The sequence below is a fragment of the Aquibacillus rhizosphaerae genome, assembly GCF_030282825.1.
Taxonomy (GTDB): Bacteria; Bacillota; Bacilli; order Bacillales; family Amphibacillaceae; genus Aquibacillus_C; species Aquibacillus_C rhizosphaerae.
On record NZ_JASTZU010000018.1, the window covers coordinates 356,103 to 372,466 of the forward strand.

Annotated in this window: 18 protein-coding genes and 1 pseudogene; 3 read left to right on the forward strand and 16 right to left on the reverse strand. The window is 35.2% G+C overall.

Annotated elements, in window-relative coordinates; all coding sequences use genetic code 11:
* Window positions 1–162 precede the first annotated feature (162 nt).
* From QQS35_RS05310 to QQS35_RS05330, 5 genes are all read right to left on the reverse strand, one after another.
* Entirely contained in the window at window positions 163–510 is a 348-nt protein-coding gene (locus tag QQS35_RS05310; protein ID WP_285930839.1) for a YxeA family protein, read from the reverse strand.
* Window positions 511–561: 51 nt separating this feature from the next.
* Window positions 562–2,460 (reverse strand): ABC transporter permease, encoded by a 1,899-nt coding sequence (locus tag QQS35_RS05315; protein WP_285930840.1) that lies wholly within the window; start codon window positions 2,458–2,460, stop codon window positions 562–564.
* Entirely contained in the window at window positions 2,435–3,199 is a 765-nt protein-coding gene (locus QQS35_RS05320) for an ABC transporter ATP-binding protein (RefSeq protein ID WP_285930841.1), read from the reverse strand. The genes QQS35_RS05315 and QQS35_RS05320 overlap by 26 nt, the downstream gene beginning before the upstream one ends.
* An 82-nt stretch (window positions 3,200–3,281) precedes the next feature.
* Window positions 3,282–4,283, reverse strand: a complete 1,002-nt coding sequence (locus QQS35_RS05325; protein WP_285930843.1) for a sensor histidine kinase — start codon at window positions 4,281–4,283, stop codon at window positions 3,282–3,284.
* Entirely contained in the window at window positions 4,280–4,984 is a 705-nt protein-coding gene (locus tag QQS35_RS05330; protein ID WP_285930845.1) for a response regulator transcription factor, read from the reverse strand. Before QQS35_RS05330 ends, QQS35_RS05325 begins: the two co-directional genes overlap by 4 nt.
* Window positions 4,985–5,300: 316 nt before the next feature.
* On the opposite strand from QQS35_RS05330, the gene QQS35_RS05335 reads away from it, so the two are divergent.
* A complete protein-coding gene (locus tag QQS35_RS05335) occupies window positions 5,301–6,005 on the forward strand; it encodes a CPBP family intramembrane glutamic endopeptidase (protein WP_285930847.1) in 705 nt (234 codons plus the stop codon).
* Here QQS35_RS05335 and QQS35_RS05340 read toward each other — a convergent pair.
* From QQS35_RS05340 to QQS35_RS05350, 3 genes are all read right to left on the reverse strand, one after another.
* Entirely contained in the window at window positions 5,989–6,717 is a 729-nt protein-coding gene (locus tag QQS35_RS05340) for a MerR family transcriptional regulator (RefSeq protein ID WP_285930848.1), read from the reverse strand. The genes QQS35_RS05335 and QQS35_RS05340 overlap by 17 nt on opposite strands.
* A gap of 259 nt (window positions 6,718–6,976) precedes the next feature.
* Window positions 6,977–7,285: a hypothetical protein gene (locus QQS35_RS05345; RefSeq protein ID WP_285930849.1), complete on the reverse strand. Its 309-nt coding sequence runs from the start codon at window positions 7,283–7,285 to the stop codon at window positions 6,977–6,979.
* 18 nt (window positions 7,286–7,303) lie between these two features.
* The gene (locus QQS35_RS05350; protein ID WP_285930850.1) at window positions 7,304–7,891 is read right to left on the reverse strand and encodes a TetR/AcrR family transcriptional regulator; all 588 of its coding nucleotides are present in this window, start codon (window positions 7,889–7,891) and stop codon (window positions 7,304–7,306) included.
* 152 nt (window positions 7,892–8,043) lie between these two features.
* Between QQS35_RS05350 and QQS35_RS05355 the strand changes: the two genes are divergently transcribed.
* Window positions 8,044–8,805, forward strand: a complete 762-nt coding sequence (locus tag QQS35_RS05355; protein ID WP_285930851.1) for an SDR family oxidoreductase — start codon at window positions 8,044–8,046, stop codon at window positions 8,803–8,805.
* A gap of 418 nt (window positions 8,806–9,223) precedes the next feature.
* On the opposite strand, the gene QQS35_RS05360 is transcribed toward QQS35_RS05355, so the two are convergent.
* The gene (locus QQS35_RS05360; RefSeq protein ID WP_285930852.1) at window positions 9,224–9,607 is read right to left on the reverse strand and encodes a VOC family protein; all 384 of its coding nucleotides are present in this window, start codon (window positions 9,605–9,607) and stop codon (window positions 9,224–9,226) included.
* A 373-nt stretch (window positions 9,608–9,980) separates the two neighbouring features.
* Between QQS35_RS05360 and QQS35_RS05365 the strand changes: the two are divergent.
* Window positions 9,981–11,216 (forward strand): annotated as a pseudogene (locus QQS35_RS05365) (IS110 family RNA-guided transposase).
* 394 nt (window positions 11,217–11,610) lie between these two features.
* Here QQS35_RS05365 and QQS35_RS05370 read toward each other — a convergent pair.
* The 7 genes from QQS35_RS05370 to QQS35_RS05400 form a co-directional block, all read right to left on the reverse strand.
* Window positions 11,611–11,850 (reverse strand): hypothetical protein, encoded by a 240-nt coding sequence (locus QQS35_RS05370; protein ID WP_285930853.1) that lies wholly within the window; start codon window positions 11,848–11,850, stop codon window positions 11,611–11,613.
* A gap of 163 nt (window positions 11,851–12,013) precedes the next feature.
* Entirely contained in the window at window positions 12,014–12,412 is a 399-nt protein-coding gene (locus tag QQS35_RS05375; protein ID WP_285930854.1) for a hypothetical protein, read from the reverse strand.
* A 1-nt stretch (window position 12,413) separates the two neighbouring features.
* Complete coding sequence (locus QQS35_RS05380) at window positions 12,414–12,626, reverse strand: helix-turn-helix transcriptional regulator (protein WP_285930855.1); 213 nt, start codon at window positions 12,624–12,626, stop codon at window positions 12,414–12,416.
* 526 nt (window positions 12,627–13,152) lie between these two features.
* Complete coding sequence (locus QQS35_RS05385; RefSeq protein WP_285930856.1) at window positions 13,153–13,611, reverse strand: ASCH domain-containing protein; 459 nt, start codon at window positions 13,609–13,611, stop codon at window positions 13,153–13,155.
* Window positions 13,612–13,633: 22 nt separating this feature from the next.
* Complete coding sequence (gene abc-f / locus QQS35_RS05390) at window positions 13,634–15,511, reverse strand: ribosomal protection-like ABC-F family protein (RefSeq protein WP_285930857.1); 1,878 nt, start codon at window positions 15,509–15,511, stop codon at window positions 13,634–13,636.
* 179 nt (window positions 15,512–15,690) lie between these two features.
* Window positions 15,691–15,819, reverse strand: coding sequence for an RAxF-45 family protein (locus tag QQS35_RS05395; RefSeq protein WP_285930859.1), 129 nt, complete (start codon window positions 15,817–15,819; stop codon window positions 15,691–15,693).
* A 163-nt stretch (window positions 15,820–15,982) separates the two neighbouring features.
* A complete protein-coding gene (locus QQS35_RS05400; protein WP_285930860.1) occupies window positions 15,983–16,267 on the reverse strand; it encodes a hypothetical protein in 285 nt (94 codons plus the stop codon).
* Window positions 16,268–16,364: the final 97 nt, after the last annotated feature.

Below are 16,364 nucleotides of genomic sequence, written 5' to 3' on the forward strand. Positions count from 1 at the left end.
TATCGGCTTGGATGGACACCCAGTCAAATTTAATTATCAGCACTAACAGAAAATATTAATGTTTTTCCTGTATTTCTCCAATAAACTTCATTAAGGAATAAAATTAAAACCAAAAGGCTTCAATCCAAATGAATGATTGAAGCCTTACTCTGAACTATCAAACTACTTATCAAACTTAGCTTTTACATCCTCAGGCAATGCTTCTGCCTGAACTTCTTCATAACCTTTCACAAAGGCTCCTTTTGCGGTTATCTTTAAAAATGCGTTTTCCTTTAAATCTTTTATTGCACTAAATGCTAATTCTGTTTTCTTCCCGTCTTCATGGTAGCCAGTTAAATCGTAATAATATCTACCCTCATCTACAACAGGCTCTTCATTGACTTGGACATAAACATTTCCCAATTCAATGAAGGGATTGATACGAGCTCTTTCTCCTTCAGGAACAATTACAAAAAAGCCAGCGAAGATAACTACCACAGCAATAACAATATTTCTTACCTTTTTATTCAATTTTTTCCTCTCCCTTATTTAAAGTTTTGCTGACACTTGATCTATCCGTCTTTAAAAGACAATTCTCCTTACTTGTTTCACATAAAAAAATCGGACAATCAAGAAGTAGATCACTTGAATCAAAGCGAAACTTCCTAAAACAAGAGAAGATTCTACTGTTAAATTGTAATTAAACAAACGGGATAAAGCGGTAAGTGCAACAGCACCATGCACTAATGCGACAACAATTGGTGAGAAAAATAGAATCGCGATTTGTCTGTTTACTACTTTTTGCAACTCTGATTGTGTCAATCCAATTTTTGCAATAGCTTGGAATTTGCGCTTTTCTTCATCCAAATCTGTAAATAAGCGAAAATAGAGAAAGCTACCAGCCGAAACAAAGAACACAATTCCGATAAACAACCCAATAAAAAGAATAGGACCATATGCTTTGTTAATTTCATAAATGGTATAATCAGTGATAAACGTTTTATACTGTAAATCGCCTTCTGATCTTTCTATTATTCTTCCCACTTCAATAATTTGATCGGTTTGCCCTTCTTCCGCATTCCATACGACACTATGATCCTTTCGTTCAGGTGATCCAAGTTGCTTGAAATCCTTATCATTCACCACATAATACCCATTCATTGCTGATAATACGGCTGATTCTACTACTTTTGTAGGTTGAATTTCTTGTCCATTTTGTAGTTTGACACTTGCTTCCATTAACACTTCACTAGCTTTTGGCCCTTCCGCGATGTTCGCATCACTTTGTTCCACTACAATGGCCTCATTTCCCTCCGGATGTAGTTCCTTGTCACCAATAAGTGCTGCAAAGCGATTGTAGTCAGAAGCACTTGCGATTACGACACTTCGTTCACCTATCTCATGATAGTGCAACTCCATCGATGCCATTTTTGCATCAATATTTTCCTCCTGCAAAATTGCATTAATGGTGTTCGCATCTTCCTCAATCATCGCTTTCGTGTCATCTAGAAAGGGGCTATACGTAATCGCATAGGGACTAGCCTCCTTTGTTCCTTTTGTGAGGTAAGACCCGAATCCATATAAAGAACCAATCGCACTAAAAGCAACTGTTGAAATAATTGCCACCATAAAAAATGTCCTTGCATTATCCTTCAATCGAAAGGATAAGTCAGAGAATAAGAGCATATTTGTTTTGCGCCAGAAGATCGATGTATTATTTTTCAAACGACGGATGACATACACACTTAATTGAGTAAATAATAGATAGGTTCCAAGTGTTACGACTAAAATAACTGGAATCATCACATAGACAACATAAATACCCTCCACCATCATAGCCGTAATATATCCCGAGATAAGTAGTAGTGCTGCGAGTACCGATAGAATAATCGATGCTTTTGGTTCTCCTTTAGACTGTTTATCCCCTTTAATTAAATCAACTAGTCTTTTTGTACGTAGAACAAACGAAACAAATAAGGATATACAAAAAAATAGAAATAAAAAGCTAATAAACGTCACAATTATTGCGAGTGTAGGGAAATAAAAATCCAGTGTTTCACTAATAATTAATACGTTTTCGGCAATTAAAAGAATCGCTTTTGCAAATACCAAGCCAGACACAATTCCACCGACTGTAGCAAAAAATCCGATTAAGATGTTCTCCAAAAATACCATCAGACGAATTTGCTTATTGGAGGCACCAAGCATGATTAACAAACCAAACTCTTTCTTTCTCGACTGTAAAAAGGAACTCATCGAGTAAAGGACAAAAAAGAAAGAAAACACATAAATGATGCCACCAGCAACTCCCATACCGAGTAGTGCATTTTGATTGATCGAACCTCCTGAAAATGCTGGATGAAATGCAAAAATGGCAAAAGTGAAGAATACCATAACGGTAAACATGCTACTAAGGAGGTAGGCAATATACATTCGTTTATTGCGCAAGACATTATTAAATGCGAACTGACGAAAAGTCATTACCATCGCCTCCCATCAAGGAAAGCATGTCAATTATTTTCTGAAAAAATGCTTGTCTACTCTCCCCACAATGAATCTCGGAGTGTAACTTCCCATCACGGATGAAGACAACTCTATCTGAATAGCTTGCTGCTTGTGGATCATGCGTTACCATTAACAAACTCGTTTGTTCCTGCTTATTAATGTCTCCAAGCATCGCCATGACATCCTTTGACGCTTTTGAATCAAGGTTTCCAGTTGGTTCATCAGCTAATAGTAGCTTCGGTTGATGAATCATCGCCCTTGCAATCGCTACTCGTTGCGCTTGACCGCCTGATATTTCGTACGTGCGTTTAGCCATAATCGATCCGATTCCAAGACTTTCCGCTATTTTATGCGCCTTTTCCTTCATCTCTTTTACACGTGTACCATCTAGTGTTAGTGGTAATACGATATTTTCTTCTACCGTTAATGTATGAAGGAGGTTGAAATCCTGAAATATAAATCCTAGTTCAGTTCGACGGAATTTAGCTAACGCATTTTTCTTCAGCATATGTGGATTTTTTCCTTCGATCTTAACTTGTCCCGTAGTTGGTGCATCGTTGGTGGAAATAATATTTAGTAAGGTTGTTTTCCCACTACCAGATGGACCCATAATGCCAACAAATTCACCAGTTTCTATTTCTAAACTAATATCAGTAAGGGCACGGTAAGCTACTTTCCCTTCGTAAACCTTACTTACATTTGTAAGTGTGAGCATAATCATTCTCCTCTGCTAAGTTTCTAAAACAAGTATAGCCGAAGCGCGCAGCCTTAAACTATCGATTATGCTTTCACGAACCTTACATCGATGTAAGGTTTTGAGTCGTTGAAAAAATGATTCGGATTGTTGTTCCCTCTCCCTGCTCTGATTCCAATTCAATTCTATGCTCTAGTTTTTCAGCAACTTCTTTTACCAAGTAAAGCCCCATTCCTGTTGATTCCCGATATTTCCGTCCATTTTCTCCGGTATAAAATTTATTGAATACCCGCTTCTTGTCCACAGCTGGAATACCAATTCCAAAGTCCTTCACTTCAAGGATTGCTTCCTCGTCCCTTTCATATATAGATAGGAAAAGATGCTTTACTTTTCCAGTAGAGTATTTGACAGCGTTATGGACGAGTTGTGTTAATAAGAAGAAAAGCCACTTCTCATCTGTCTCCACTGTTATACCTGATTTTTGTTCCTTTAATTGTGGGTATACTTCATGTCGAATGTAGAAACGCTTGTTTTCTTGATTCACTTCATGGATTAGCTTAGAAAGAAGAACTGGCTTAATCTGAAAATCTTCTGTAATCGTACGAAGTCTTGCCATATAGAGAACGGTATGTAGGCCATTTCGCATTCGTTCTGTTTCCTCACGAATACTAGATGATTCTGGTTCATCTAACGTTTGTGCTGTTAACTCAATCACAGACAGCGGTGTCTTCATTTGATGGACCCAGCGATCGATAAACAACAAATGCTCATCCTGTCTATCTTCTGCTTGTTGAAGTTCTTCCTGATATAAACGATACTGTACAAGAAGTAACTGATCGAGCGCTTCTCCTAATGGCGATCGTTCCGTCGTCTCAAGTGATTCATCCATTGTTGCGATTGGATGCTGTAATCTTTGATAGAATTTCTTTCTACTCACGTATCGATAGATGAGAAATACGGTTAACAGCACGAGAGATAGAATAAAAGCGTAGAAAATTACACCTACCCCACGATAGCCATCAAGCCAAAAAAGGATAGTAATCGTGATGCATTGAATCAGTTGAAGTACAATGAAAAGAACATGCTCTCGAAGAAAAAGTTTCATGATTGTTCTTCTTTCCACGTCATATGGAGACGATAGCCTGCGCCTCTAACCGTCTCAACCGCATTTTCTATCCCTAATGATTGAAACTTATTTCGGACACGAGTGATATTCACATTCAATGTATTTTCATCCACATAGGCTTGGTCATCCCAAAGCTTCTCTAACAAATCCTGTCGACCGGCAACACGAGGATACCGCTCCAGTAACGTTTCGATGATGTCGGTTTCTTTTTTTGTTAAGGCTGTCACTTCATTTTTATATCGAAGTTCCAACCGTTCTGGATAAAAGCGCAACTCTCCTTGAATAAGTACTCTTTCCTCATGCTTCGTTGCATATTCCCCGTAGGCACGGCGCATCTGACTTCTAATCTTAGCCATGACAATATCAGGATGAAATGGCTTCGTTATAAAATCATCCCCGCCATTTTCTAGAGCCATGACTTGATCCATCTCACCAGTTCTGGCCGAAATAAAAATGACCGGACAAATCGATTCCTTCCTAATTTGCCTACACCAATAATACCCATCATAACTAGGTAGATTAATGTCTAGTAATAAGAGATCGGGCTGCACATCCCGAAATGTGTCTAATATATGCTCAAAATCTTCAGCTACAGTGACCTTATATCCATATTTTTTCATATAGGAAGATAAAAATTCTGCAATTTTCATATCATCTTCCACAATCATGATTTTCTCCATGTATGGTTTCTCCTAGATTTATATTTTTACTTTTGTTTAATGTAACATAGGTAATTGCTCTAATACCATTTTCAATAAGACGATACTATTTTTATTGGAGATCACTTTGGCGATAAGGTTTCTTGATTAGCAGGAGCAATCACTGCCTTCACCATCATATGTAGAATTTCTGTATTCGAGTTACCATTAAATAAATAATGCCTGTCAACTCCCGTAAAATGTTGACATTCCACGGGATCATGACAGGCTCTTTCATTAATACTTGCAGGTTACGTAACGTCATCCATTACACTAGCTATCAAGGGAGGGAATTTAAATGAATAATCGAGAAAAGTTCTTTCTTCATTCGCCATGGACATGGAAAGAACTGATTCAATTACTATTATTGGTGTTAGTGTTTGTACCGGTTTTTATAGAATATCTACTAAAGGATTATTTGGCAACTTTATTCCAAAATGACCTTTACTCAGGGACATTGATTGGTTTAATCATGTCTATGATCTTCATGCTTGGGGTGTATGTTTTTGCAATAATGCCAAATAACCTTAGCTGGAAAGAAGTCGGTCTAAGAAGGTTTTCTTCAAGTTATTGGAAAGCTATTATTGGTTGGACCATTGTATTAATTGTAATAAGCATCGCAATGGTTGTTGTCATGGAGGATCTTTTAGGTGTTGGACCGAATAGTACGAAGACTGATAGCCTACAGTCAAGCGTGACCCTACTTAACTTCTTTATCGGGTTTATATCAGCAGCAATTATTTCACCAGTATATGAAGAGATATTTTACCGAGGATTCCTTTATCGATTCATTCGTAGCAAATACGGAATCGCTGTAGGCATGTTAAGTAGTTCATTTATTTTTATGATCATTCACATTCCAACCTTTAATACGCTGCCAGTCAATTTTGTGTCTGGCCTTATATTTGCATGGACCTATGAAAAATCAGGTTCCGTTTTTCCGGCAATGATCATACATGGATTATTTAATGGGATTGCCGTTATCGTTACTGTCCTTGGATGACGGCATATCCTTCTTCAATAAAATCTATGATTTCCTGTTTTATAGGATATAGATTTAGTTCATGTGAAGATTCTTGGGAACGACGTACCTCCCAGAACTTTGACATCAGCTTTTGATCACCATGAAACGTTTCCTCTGAAAGAATATCTAAGTCTTCCAAAATAAACTTAGCGCGTTCCGTTTCAGGGGAGATACCTTCTTGTATGCAAAATTCAATCCGTTTTACTAGATTCATCCATTTTTTTGTAGATAGGTTATCCCTTTCTAGTTTCGGCAAGCTCTCTTGTAATTTTTCTTGCTCTTCCATCGAGAAATAGATGCTCCATGACTTAGTCGGTTCTGGCCGAACAATGAGTGAGATCAGGTCTTTCCAGTTAATCGTACCTTCTAATTTAAGAATGTGAAGCAGCGAATTTGTATGTGCTATTGAATTTTGTGTATTCAATATTTGCTCTTCCAGATATGATTTATGAGCGGTAAGAATGGTCTCTATCGATTTGTTTTTGATAATACTCCTTATTTCTTCGAGTGGAAGTGCGAGCGATTTCAGTAGAAGTACTTTTTCAAGAACTAAGCAGTCCTCTGCAGAGTAGAACCTTTTTCCTCCCTCGCCCAGTTTCGACGGACAAACAAGACCAATTTGATCGTAATATCTAATAGTCCTAATGGACACCTTAAACCGCTTTGCCAACTCCCCACTTGATATGTACATTTTCCCTCTCCTTAACCGTTATTTAAGTTGACTACCATACGTTTTAATTTTAACACAAAATTTAAGTGGTTCTTTTTCAGAAAAATAATTGAGGTCCTCGAAGTGAAAATCCTCTTGTTTCATTTTGCATTAGTTTAATACTTGATGACTTGTAAAGTAACTTCTGAAATAACCGTGGCATCTTTTTGTGATGATTACTCAACCCTTCTTTCTGTATAGATTAGCCTTAGGAAGGTTCATACCCTATTGTTAAATCCAATTAAAAAAACATTAAAATTAAAGCAATAATAAAAACAGCGATAAAGAACTCAATATAATATGATTTCTTTTGTTCTGTTTTGTTGTTTTTCTTCCTATAATTTTTCCAACCAATAAACAAACCAATAAACATACCCATGATGCCTATGCGTAAGATTGAGACTATGTTTTCATATATAGGTGTATAAGTAGTCACATAACCACTATTACTAATCCGTGCAACGTCTTTATAATCGACAAATAAAATAGCAATAGCCAAACTCGCAAGATTAGTACCTGTTCCTACCCGTAAATTATCGAATTCTGCCAAATCACGGGCACTTCTCCACTAATCGTTTCCATGCATCCGAATAGGATTATGAAGTGATACGATCGTGATTAGTTGCATATTTAACTCTTTAATGGATGTCTTATATTCTTGTCGATGCCATTCTATTAAGATTCCTAGGATGGCATTTGTTTGATAGCTAATTAAATAGTCTACTTGTAAATCAGGTTGTGACGTTAACAAGCCTTCCTCTATGGAATCTCGCATAAATGTTCGGACCGTGTCGAACAGGAGATAATAATACATCATTGGAATCCGCTCATCAAAAATAATTTGATAAAAATCTTGATATTTTTTTACATGATGAAAAATTTTGATCATGTCTGCTGTGATATCTTTTATCTTATAGTTTGTTTTGTAATAAGGCTCTTCATAGGATTTTCTAAGATCTTCTACGATTACATCTAAATACTCCTTAAAGACCTCGTGCACATCTTTATAATGTAAATAAAATGTGCCTCGATTTATTTGTGCTAACCTACATAGTTCTGCGATCGTTATTGTTTCTATTGACTTCGTTTTAAGTAAACTTAATAAAGCATGGCGCAAACTTTCCTGTGTTTTTATAATACGTAAATCTTTTTTCAAAATTTTTCACCTCTTATTGTACACCTTTTATAAAAACTGTTGATTAGTCAACACAAATCTATCATTTCGTTGTTTGTACTTCTTTTCTATACCTATTATACTTTTAATGAACACATGTTCAATAAGTTTCTAAACATTTGGAGGGATTTAGGATGAAATTACAGGACAAAGTGGCTATTGTTACAGGGGCAGCTTCAGGCATGGGGAAAGAAATTGCAGAATTATACGCAAATGAAGGTGCAAAAGTTATCGTTGCTGATCTGAACATCGATGGTGCAGAAGCTGTAGCAAAAGCGATCACAGATAACAATGGTGTTGCAAAGGCTGTTCAGGTAAATGTAGCGAAACAAGAAGATATTGACACAATGATTGATACAGCGGTAAGTGAATTTGGAACGTTAGATATTCTAGTAAACAATGCTGGTATTATGGACGGATTTGAACCTGTTGGGGATATTCTTGATGAGCGTTGGGATTTAATTTTTGATATAAATACAAAAGGAATAATGCGAGCAATGCGTAAGGCATTACCAATTTTCCTTGAAAAAGAAAGCGGCGTAATTATAAATACTGCTTCCACTGGTGGCATAAGTGGTGCACATGCTGGAGCTGCATATGGTGCATCGAAGCATGCGGTGATTGGTCTTACAAAAAATACTGGTTTTATGTATGCCCAAAAAGGAATCCGCTGTAATGCAATAGCCCCTGGTGCGGTAGAAACGAATATTTCTTCTTCTATGAAGAATATTAATCAATTTGGTATGGAGCGCGCAAGAGTTGCACAAGGTGTCATCCCTCGTGTAGGACAACCTGAGGAAATAGCAAAAGTAGCGCTATTTCTAGCATCCGATGATTCCAGCTTCTTAAACGGTACGGTTGTCACTGCTGACGGAGGATGGACCGCAGCATTTTAAAAAGTCATTCAAAAACCTAAGGAAACGGAAGGAGGCTTCTTCTGTTTCCATTTACGATTTATTATATTTAGCACACTCGAACCTTCATCCTGTTCCAACTTTGTTTAAATATTGCTCATTTATTCACATGTTAAGTTATATCAAACTGTCACTCTCTATCATTTGACTCACCATTTCTTCCAATGGGGAATTTTTAATAACATCCCTTTTCAGTAAGTAGTTCCGATACTGTGGAGAAAATCTAGAAAATAGGTGAAATAACATACTAAAACACACTATGTTTAGCACCATAAAAAACAGTAAAAATAACAAAAAACAAACGCTTCAACATTTTAATGTCCAAGCTTTTGTTTTTTATATTGTCTTGTTGAACTCACTATAATTTAAGAGATTTTTTTCACAAACTTGACTACTACTTTCAACCAACTTTAATTCCAAAGGCTATCCACCTTCCATCAATGTCTTCAACTACAAATTCCTTATTATTGTAATCAGTATTCACTAAAGAACGGACTATATTCACATTAGAATTGAGTAATTCTTCTTGAAGTTTCTTTTGATTCTTCGTAATAAAGTAAGCGTCGTATCCATAGCCGTATAAGTCTCTATTAGGAATTACCTTTTGTCCATTAGTTTTGGTTAAGATAATTTCTGTTGTATCACGATACAAGCAAATATGAGGTTCATTCCCATTCAAATAATGAACAGCCGTAAATCCCATTTTCTGTTCATAAAAATTTGCAGTTTTTATTATGTCCTGTGTTGGAAAAATACAGTGTGATTCTATTAAAAGGTTCTTCATTTACTTTCTCCTTATATAAGTTTCCAATTTAATTTCTATAAACCTTGTGAAATCCCTTCTTTCACTAAACTGCATCTTTAACACAATAAGGGCTGTATCTCTTCTTCCAGATAAGCACCCCGTTCGTATTATAAGGTTAGCCAGATGCTAAATATTTCTGGTTGACCTTTTTTTACTTGGTCTTATTATCATTGTAGCCGGGGTAGAACGTAAGCACCCGTGGGACTTGATCCCGTCAAGTAAACCGTTCGCCCCCTACTTGTAGAAACATGATTGAGGCTGGTTGGGACTATGATCTCGTATAACAAGCGAAGCTATGACACTGCAAGAAGAATTTAGGGTACCGGCAAATACTTTCAGGAGGAGATAACGAATGAATCCAGTAGTTGGTCTGGATGTAGCTAAAGGGGAAAGCCAGATTCAAGGTTTTCTAGACAAAAAGAAACCTTATAAAAATAGCTTTAAAGTTTCACATACCATGGAAGGGCTAGAAAGTTTGCTTCACTTTTTAATTGAAATTGAGAATAATACTCGGGTACGGCCTCCAGTCGTACTTGAATCTACTGGACATTATCACACGCCGGTGGTTCAGTATTTAGATAAGCAGGGTTACTTGATTATTATTGTTAATCCATTGATTTCTTATAGGGCAAAGAGTTCAAGTTTACGGAAGGTCAAAACGGATGTTATTGACGCAAGGTATCTCTGCGAACTGTACTACAAAGAAGAGTTAGAACCACAAAAGAAACGTGGAATACACCTATTAAACTTACGTAAGCTCACAAGACAACATGACAATATTACGAGTATATATGTACAGACTAAATTACAATTTCATTCTGTGCTGGATCAGGTATTCCGTGAATATCATGGGGTTTTTGGTGATTTATATTCTAGTGTTTCTTTACTTACTCTTTTAGAATACCCAACATCTAAAGATGTTTTAGAAGTAGATAAAGAGACTTTAGGCAAAAGGGTTCATGAATTTTGTCCAAGACGCTCACTGAAATGGGCGGAATCAAAAGCTGATAAGTTAATAACTGCAGCACACCGTAATCCATTTCAAGAAACACTTTATCAAAGTCACATCTTGAGCATAGAAATGTATATCAAAATGCTTTTAGAGTACCAGAAGCACCTATCTAAACTGAAAGAGCAAATAGATGCTTTGGCAAAAGAAATGAAGAATGTAAGATTATCCGATCCATCCCTGGTATTGGTGAAAAAATCGCGGCAACGATTATTTCTGAAATTGGGGAGATAGATCTGTTTGATAATCCTAAAAAAACTAGTAGCTTTTGCAGGTATAGATCCAAGCATCTTTGAATCTGGACGCTTCAAAGGAACTGTAAATCGAATTACCAAAAGAGGATTTAGCCGCCTCAGACATGCTTTATTTATGGCGGTTCGCTCTGCAATACGTGATTCTCGCAAACAGAAAACAACTGATGACATCATTCCACGTAATAAGAAATTACGAGCATTTTATGATAAAAAACGAGAAGAAGGAAAGCCGTATAAAGTAGCCATAATTGCATGTGCAAACAAACTATTACATTGGATTTACGCATTACTAAAAAGCAATACTATCTTCCTAGATATTGCTTAATTAACCAAATTAAACAAATAAACCAAAACCTTCCAGAAAATAATTTTAAGGAGGGTTATTTGGCATGCGTGAAATTAGTATATCACAATTAATTTCGATTTTTTAGAGAAATTCATTGACAACTATTAGCTGGTTTAATTTAATAAACTTTAATCTAATAATTTAATTGTAATTGCTAATGTACCCCATTCCTTTTCCTTCTCTGGAGTTTATATTCTATAAGTCCGTTCTACCATTTCATCAATTGCATATTGTGTTCCATTTTCTCAACTCCTAATTATCTATTTCTTATTAAACAAACCTGCGGCGTTACTTCAATAAGCAATAAGAGCTGCCAAATAGACAACTCCTTGTTCTACTAAAGCACCCTTGTATGTTGAATAGGGGCAGTAATTTATTCAATAAAGATTAGAATATTTAGAGACACAATAATAGCCGTAACAATATAAAGATAACCCTTCCAATTTTTCCTATCATCCAATACCTTTTCAATTCCAACTAATGATAACGTAACTGAAGAAAAGAGGAGTATTCCATATATAGGTAACTTAGTTCCATCAACAAAAAAATAACAAATAGTAGCAATGAGACTTATAATACCAAAACTATTAATACCTTTATTCAATATCTTCATATTTCCCCCCTCATTATTTTTCACATTAATCAATAATCTTGTCCTTTTACATAATACAGTCTTCGTTTCTTGTTGTAGATAAGCTTCCGTTAGTTTAAGTGTAATAATTCACAATTTCTATTTTATACATAGGTATTTTATGAAAATTTTCAAATTCCCCCACTTAATTTTCAGTTTCAACTTGGTTATTCAGGTAATCTTGTATTATCCATTTTAAAATCAAAGTAATCAAAATAGTATATCCTATAAGATTTGGATATGTTATAGAAATAATCGAGTTTTGAATCAGAATGGCACCAATAAATAATATAAAAATTGTAATGAAATACATGCTATTACCAGCAAATAATGTATTATATCGAGTACGTTGGTCATGTTGTAAATTAATCTTATTCCAATTACCTTTTCTATATATATTCAAACCATAAGCAATGACTTGAATAGATGCAAATATGGCAATAATTAGAGTTAACTTAGAATGTGACAAGAATAAATAACTTGCAAATAAAAACAGAGGGATTCCCATTCTCAAAATAAAATTAGTCTTATACGAAACATTCACTTTACACATCTCCTTCTATCCAAAATAATTTCTCAAGCGAACAGTCTAACACAGTCGCTAATTTAATTGCTGTTCCAATAGATGGTTCATAACGTTGTTTTTCAATAGCTATAATAGTTTGTCTCGTCACCCAGATACTTTCAGCTAACTGTTCTTGTGTAATGCCTTTTTCTTTTCTAAAATCTTTAACTGAATTTTTAACACCATGCTTCATTATTCACATCCTTCCTAAAATGTAACGTTCACATTACATAAATTAATATTATCTTGTAAAAAATGTAATGTCAACATTACATTTTTTACATTTTCATTAAGGTTATAAACTTTCAGAAATTTCATATTTAAGCACAAAAAAAATCGACTTCTTATAAAAAGAAATCAATTTTTTTATTACACTATACTGCCTCGTTAGTTTAAGAAAAATCATTCACAAATCCTACATTTATTTTAACATAAAATTACAATTTCCTACTTAGTTAATGGAAATCAACATAGCAAATAGCATACCAATTAACATAGTAAATAACACAATGACAACAGCTATTGTCATTGTGTTATTTTGGTTGCGATTTAGTATGTTAATTCAAGTATTTATATCCAAAAACATTGATATATTAGTGAAAATTAATAGGCCGAATCATATGATAATTGGTCTGTTAATTAGTGTGTTATTTCGAAGTTTCTCCACCGAAACGGAACTACTTACCTTTTCAGTCATCCTTTCAAAAATCAAACATACATCATTTTTTATAAACCAATTTAAACCTTTCACAAACAACTGGGATTTTACAATCAAAATCTTGGTTTATCGATTCTAATTCTTTTTTGAAAAAGGCTTCATGCACATCACACCAATAACGTAATGTACGATCACCTTCACCCTCTAAATATGCGTGTTCTGCGGAAACTTCATCGAAAGGAACGATTACTACCGAGGTTGTTTCTACTATGGCAACAGCATTTCCTTCTCCATCGAGAATAATATTGACAAGCCCAACATACGGTAGCTCCTCTTTTTCCAATTCATATAACGTATAAATTGATGAAGTCGCTGTTTTTGTGCCTTCTAATACTAATTCTGCAAGTTCATCAGCCATTTCTTTCGAATCGCCAAATGCCCATGCCTCGTAATCTTTTGGTCCATTAGGATTTATCTTTTGATAGTCCTTCCACATTTGACTAATGGATTCATTTTTCATTTTATAGCAACCTACTTTCGATTTAATTTTCTAACTGATCACAAAGCGCTTCCCATTTTTGTTCTAAGTCTTCTTTTTCCTTATATAACTGTTGTAGTACCTCTAAGTCTTTCACTTCCAATAACTTTTTGTCTAGCTCCATGATTCTTTCCTCTAAAAAGACTACATCCATTTTCATATTTTCATTGTCCGTAGGCTTATGCTTAATCGGCTCCTTTCGTTTCGATAGCGTTTCTTTCTTTTTCTCCATATTTATTTGCACTGCTTTCCCTCTAAATTCATTCATTTTTTCCTTGGCCCAGGTATAGTCCCCTTCAAAACAATGAATTTTATTTGCTTCTATCCAATAAATCTTTCCAAATAGCTTGTTAAGAAAATACCGGTCATGAGATACCGTTACTATACTACCTTGAAAATCATCAAGTGCTTCTTCCAACACTTCCCTTGATTCAATGTCTAAATGGTTTGTTGGTTCATCTAAGATGAGCAAATTGATATCTTTATACATTAATTGTGCTAATCTTAACCGCATCCTCTCACCCCCACTAAGCTGAGAGACTTTCTGAAAAACAGCGTACCCATAAAACATAAACCGTGCTAAAATTCCTCTTGCTTCTCCCTCTGTCACTTTAACCTCATCTCTAAAGGTCTCAATAACTGTTTTATTTTCAATAGTAGAGAAAATATTTTGAGATAGGTACCCTATTTTGACATTGCTACCTACCCGCACCTCTCCTTTATCTGGATAAAGTCGTTCAAGGATTAAATGAAGTAGTGTTGATTTCCCTGTTCCATTTTCTCCTATAATGGCAGTCCGATCTTGGTAGGAAATATGCATATTCACATCTTCGAATAACAACTTGTCATCAAAACGCTTTGATACATCTTTAAACACAATAACGTCATTTCCACTCCGGTCCGATGCATCCATTTCTAGATTCATTTTCTTCCGATTTAATATTGGTCGATTTAGCTTTTCCATTCGCTCTAACGCTCTCTCCATATTCCTTGCTCGTCTGTGAAGATCCGCATTTGGTGGGGTGGCTCTGTTTGCCCAATCTCTTAAACGTTTAATCGCTTCTTTCATCTTTTTTATTTTCTTTTGTTGCTCCTCATAGGCTTGAAATTCCCTTAAAAGCTTTGCTTCTTTTTCTTTTATAAACCCTGAGAAATTTGTATGGTAAGCAGTAACTTCTCCATCTTCCAAGTCGATGACTTTGTTGACTACTTCATCAAGAAAATAACGATCATGTGAAATAACAAGGACTGTCCCGCTATATTCTCGTAAAAAATCTCCAAGCCATTCGACTGCCATTAAGTCTAAATGATTTGTCGGTTCATCCAATAGTAACAGGTCTGGTTCTTTTAATAGCATCAGACAAAGCCCCACCTTTGTTTTTTCACCTCCACTTAAACGAGAAAATGGCTGATCAAGTAAGCGTTGAATATTTAAACCGTGAACTATTTTTTCAATATTAGATTCTATTTGATAACCACCATTAATCGCATACTTGTCTTGTAATTCTCCATATTCTTCGATGAGTTTTTCAAGTTTATCTGCGTTCGCCTCCCTCCCCATTTCTGACTCTAACTTTTTCATTTTTTCTTCCATCTGCAGTAAAGGTGAAAAGGCTAATCTTAGTACATCCTTTGTAGTTGTGGAATCATGGTAATCTGGAATTTGTGTAAGGTAACCAATGACAGACCCTTTTTTCCAATGTATTTGTCCTGAATCTGGTGTTTCCTCACCAGCTAGCAAACGAATCAACGTCGATTTTCCGCTACCATTTCGGCCAACTAAACCAACCCGTTCCTTTTCGTTTATTTCAAATGATATATTCTCAAAAATAGAGTTACCTCCATACATCTTAGCTATTTTGTTAACGCTACATACAATCATTATTATTCCTCCTTAAAAAAATACAAAAAAAGCCATGAGAAGACATACCTTCCCATGGCTACAGTTTTTAATAGAACGTCACTCAATCAGCGTTCTATTCCATTAAAAAAGGAGAGCATGAAAAATGCTCTCCTTTCAACCGTTCTTTATCAAGTGGGTTAAGAGATGTTTTCACCGTTTTAGATTGCTATAGAGTTGTTAAAAAAGGACACACGTATCCCGTTAACAACTGCAACAGCAAATTTTGCACGGTATAAATAAAGGAATTCAACCCAATATCCGCACACTAAAACAGCTTGATTCAACATCTTTCCCCACCTCCGATCATAAAAGTTACTTATATATTATCACTTAAATGAATTTTACTCAATTGTATTTTTAAAAATTAGTTGAAAAATGTAGATGATAAATATTTATTTCTCGTTAGTTACAAATTATTGCATAATATATAAATGATTTTACAATAAGTAATTATTTCTTACCTTTTCGTTCTAAAAGTATAGGTGCTATATTTAGTAAGATAGAAACAATTGTCAAAAACCAAAATGCCCTTGCCATTCCAGGTATTACATCCGATAAAGCCGCCCAATCTTCTGCTTCTACCCACCGAGTTAGATAACTGTAATCCGCACAAATTGTCAATGCTGTAAATGATAATCCCATCGCCATAGCAAGCTTATAATCCTTTCCTGCTGCATACAGATAAAGATTTATAAAAGTTACTACTATTGCAATTACCCCTAATATTATCCACATAACTATTCCTCCATATATTTTTATTTAAGATAAAATTATTAATTTGTATGAGAAACTTTCAAAGTAAATAAATATTTCTAATACCTCAAATAACCTT

Coding starts and splice junctions, on each gene's coding strand:
- QQS35_RS05340 (WP_285930848.1), bottom strand. CDS start 6,717: ATGTACATATCAAGTGGGGAGTTGGCAAAGCGGTTTAAGGTGTCCATT.
- abc-f (WP_285930857.1), bottom strand. CDS start 15,511: ATGATTGTATGTAGCGTTAACAAAATAGCTAAGATGTATGGAGGTAAC.
- QQS35_RS05330 (WP_285930845.1), bottom strand. CDS start 4,984: ATGGAGAAAATCATGATTGTGGAAGATGATATGAAAATTGCAGAATTT.
- QQS35_RS05385 (WP_285930856.1), bottom strand. CDS start 13,611: ATGAAAAATGAATCCATTAGTCAAATGTGGAAGGACTATCAAAAGATA.
- QQS35_RS05325 (WP_285930843.1), bottom strand. CDS start 4,283: ATGAAACTTTTTCTTCGAGAGCATGTTCTTTTCATTGTACTTCAACTG.
- QQS35_RS05335 (WP_285930847.1), top strand. CDS start 5,301: ATGAATAATCGAGAAAAGTTCTTTCTTCATTCGCCATGGACATGGAAA.
- QQS35_RS05360 (WP_285930852.1), bottom strand. CDS start 9,607: ATGAAGAACCTTTTAATAGAATCACACTGTATTTTTCCAACACAGGAC.
- QQS35_RS05380 (WP_285930855.1), bottom strand. CDS start 12,626: ATGAAGCATGGTGTTAAAAATTCAGTTAAAGATTTTAGAAAAGAAAAA.
- QQS35_RS05355 (WP_285930851.1), top strand. CDS start 8,044: ATGAAATTACAGGACAAAGTGGCTATTGTTACAGGGGCAGCTTCAGGC.
- QQS35_RS05370 (WP_285930853.1), bottom strand. CDS start 11,850: ATGAAGATATTGAATAAAGGTATTAATAGTTTTGGTATTATAAGTCTC.
- QQS35_RS05320 (WP_285930841.1), bottom strand. CDS start 3,199: ATGCTCACACTTACAAATGTAAGTAAGGTTTACGAAGGGAAAGTAGCT.
- QQS35_RS05315 (WP_285930840.1), bottom strand. CDS start 2,460: ATGACTTTTCGTCAGTTCGCATTTAATAATGTCTTGCGCAATAAACGA.
- QQS35_RS05395 (WP_285930859.1), bottom strand. CDS start 15,819: ATGTTGAATCAAGCTGTTTTAGTGTGCGGATATTGGGTTGAATTCCTT.
- QQS35_RS05400 (WP_285930860.1), bottom strand. CDS start 16,267: ATGTGGATAATATTAGGGGTAATTGCAATAGTAGTAACTTTTATAAAT.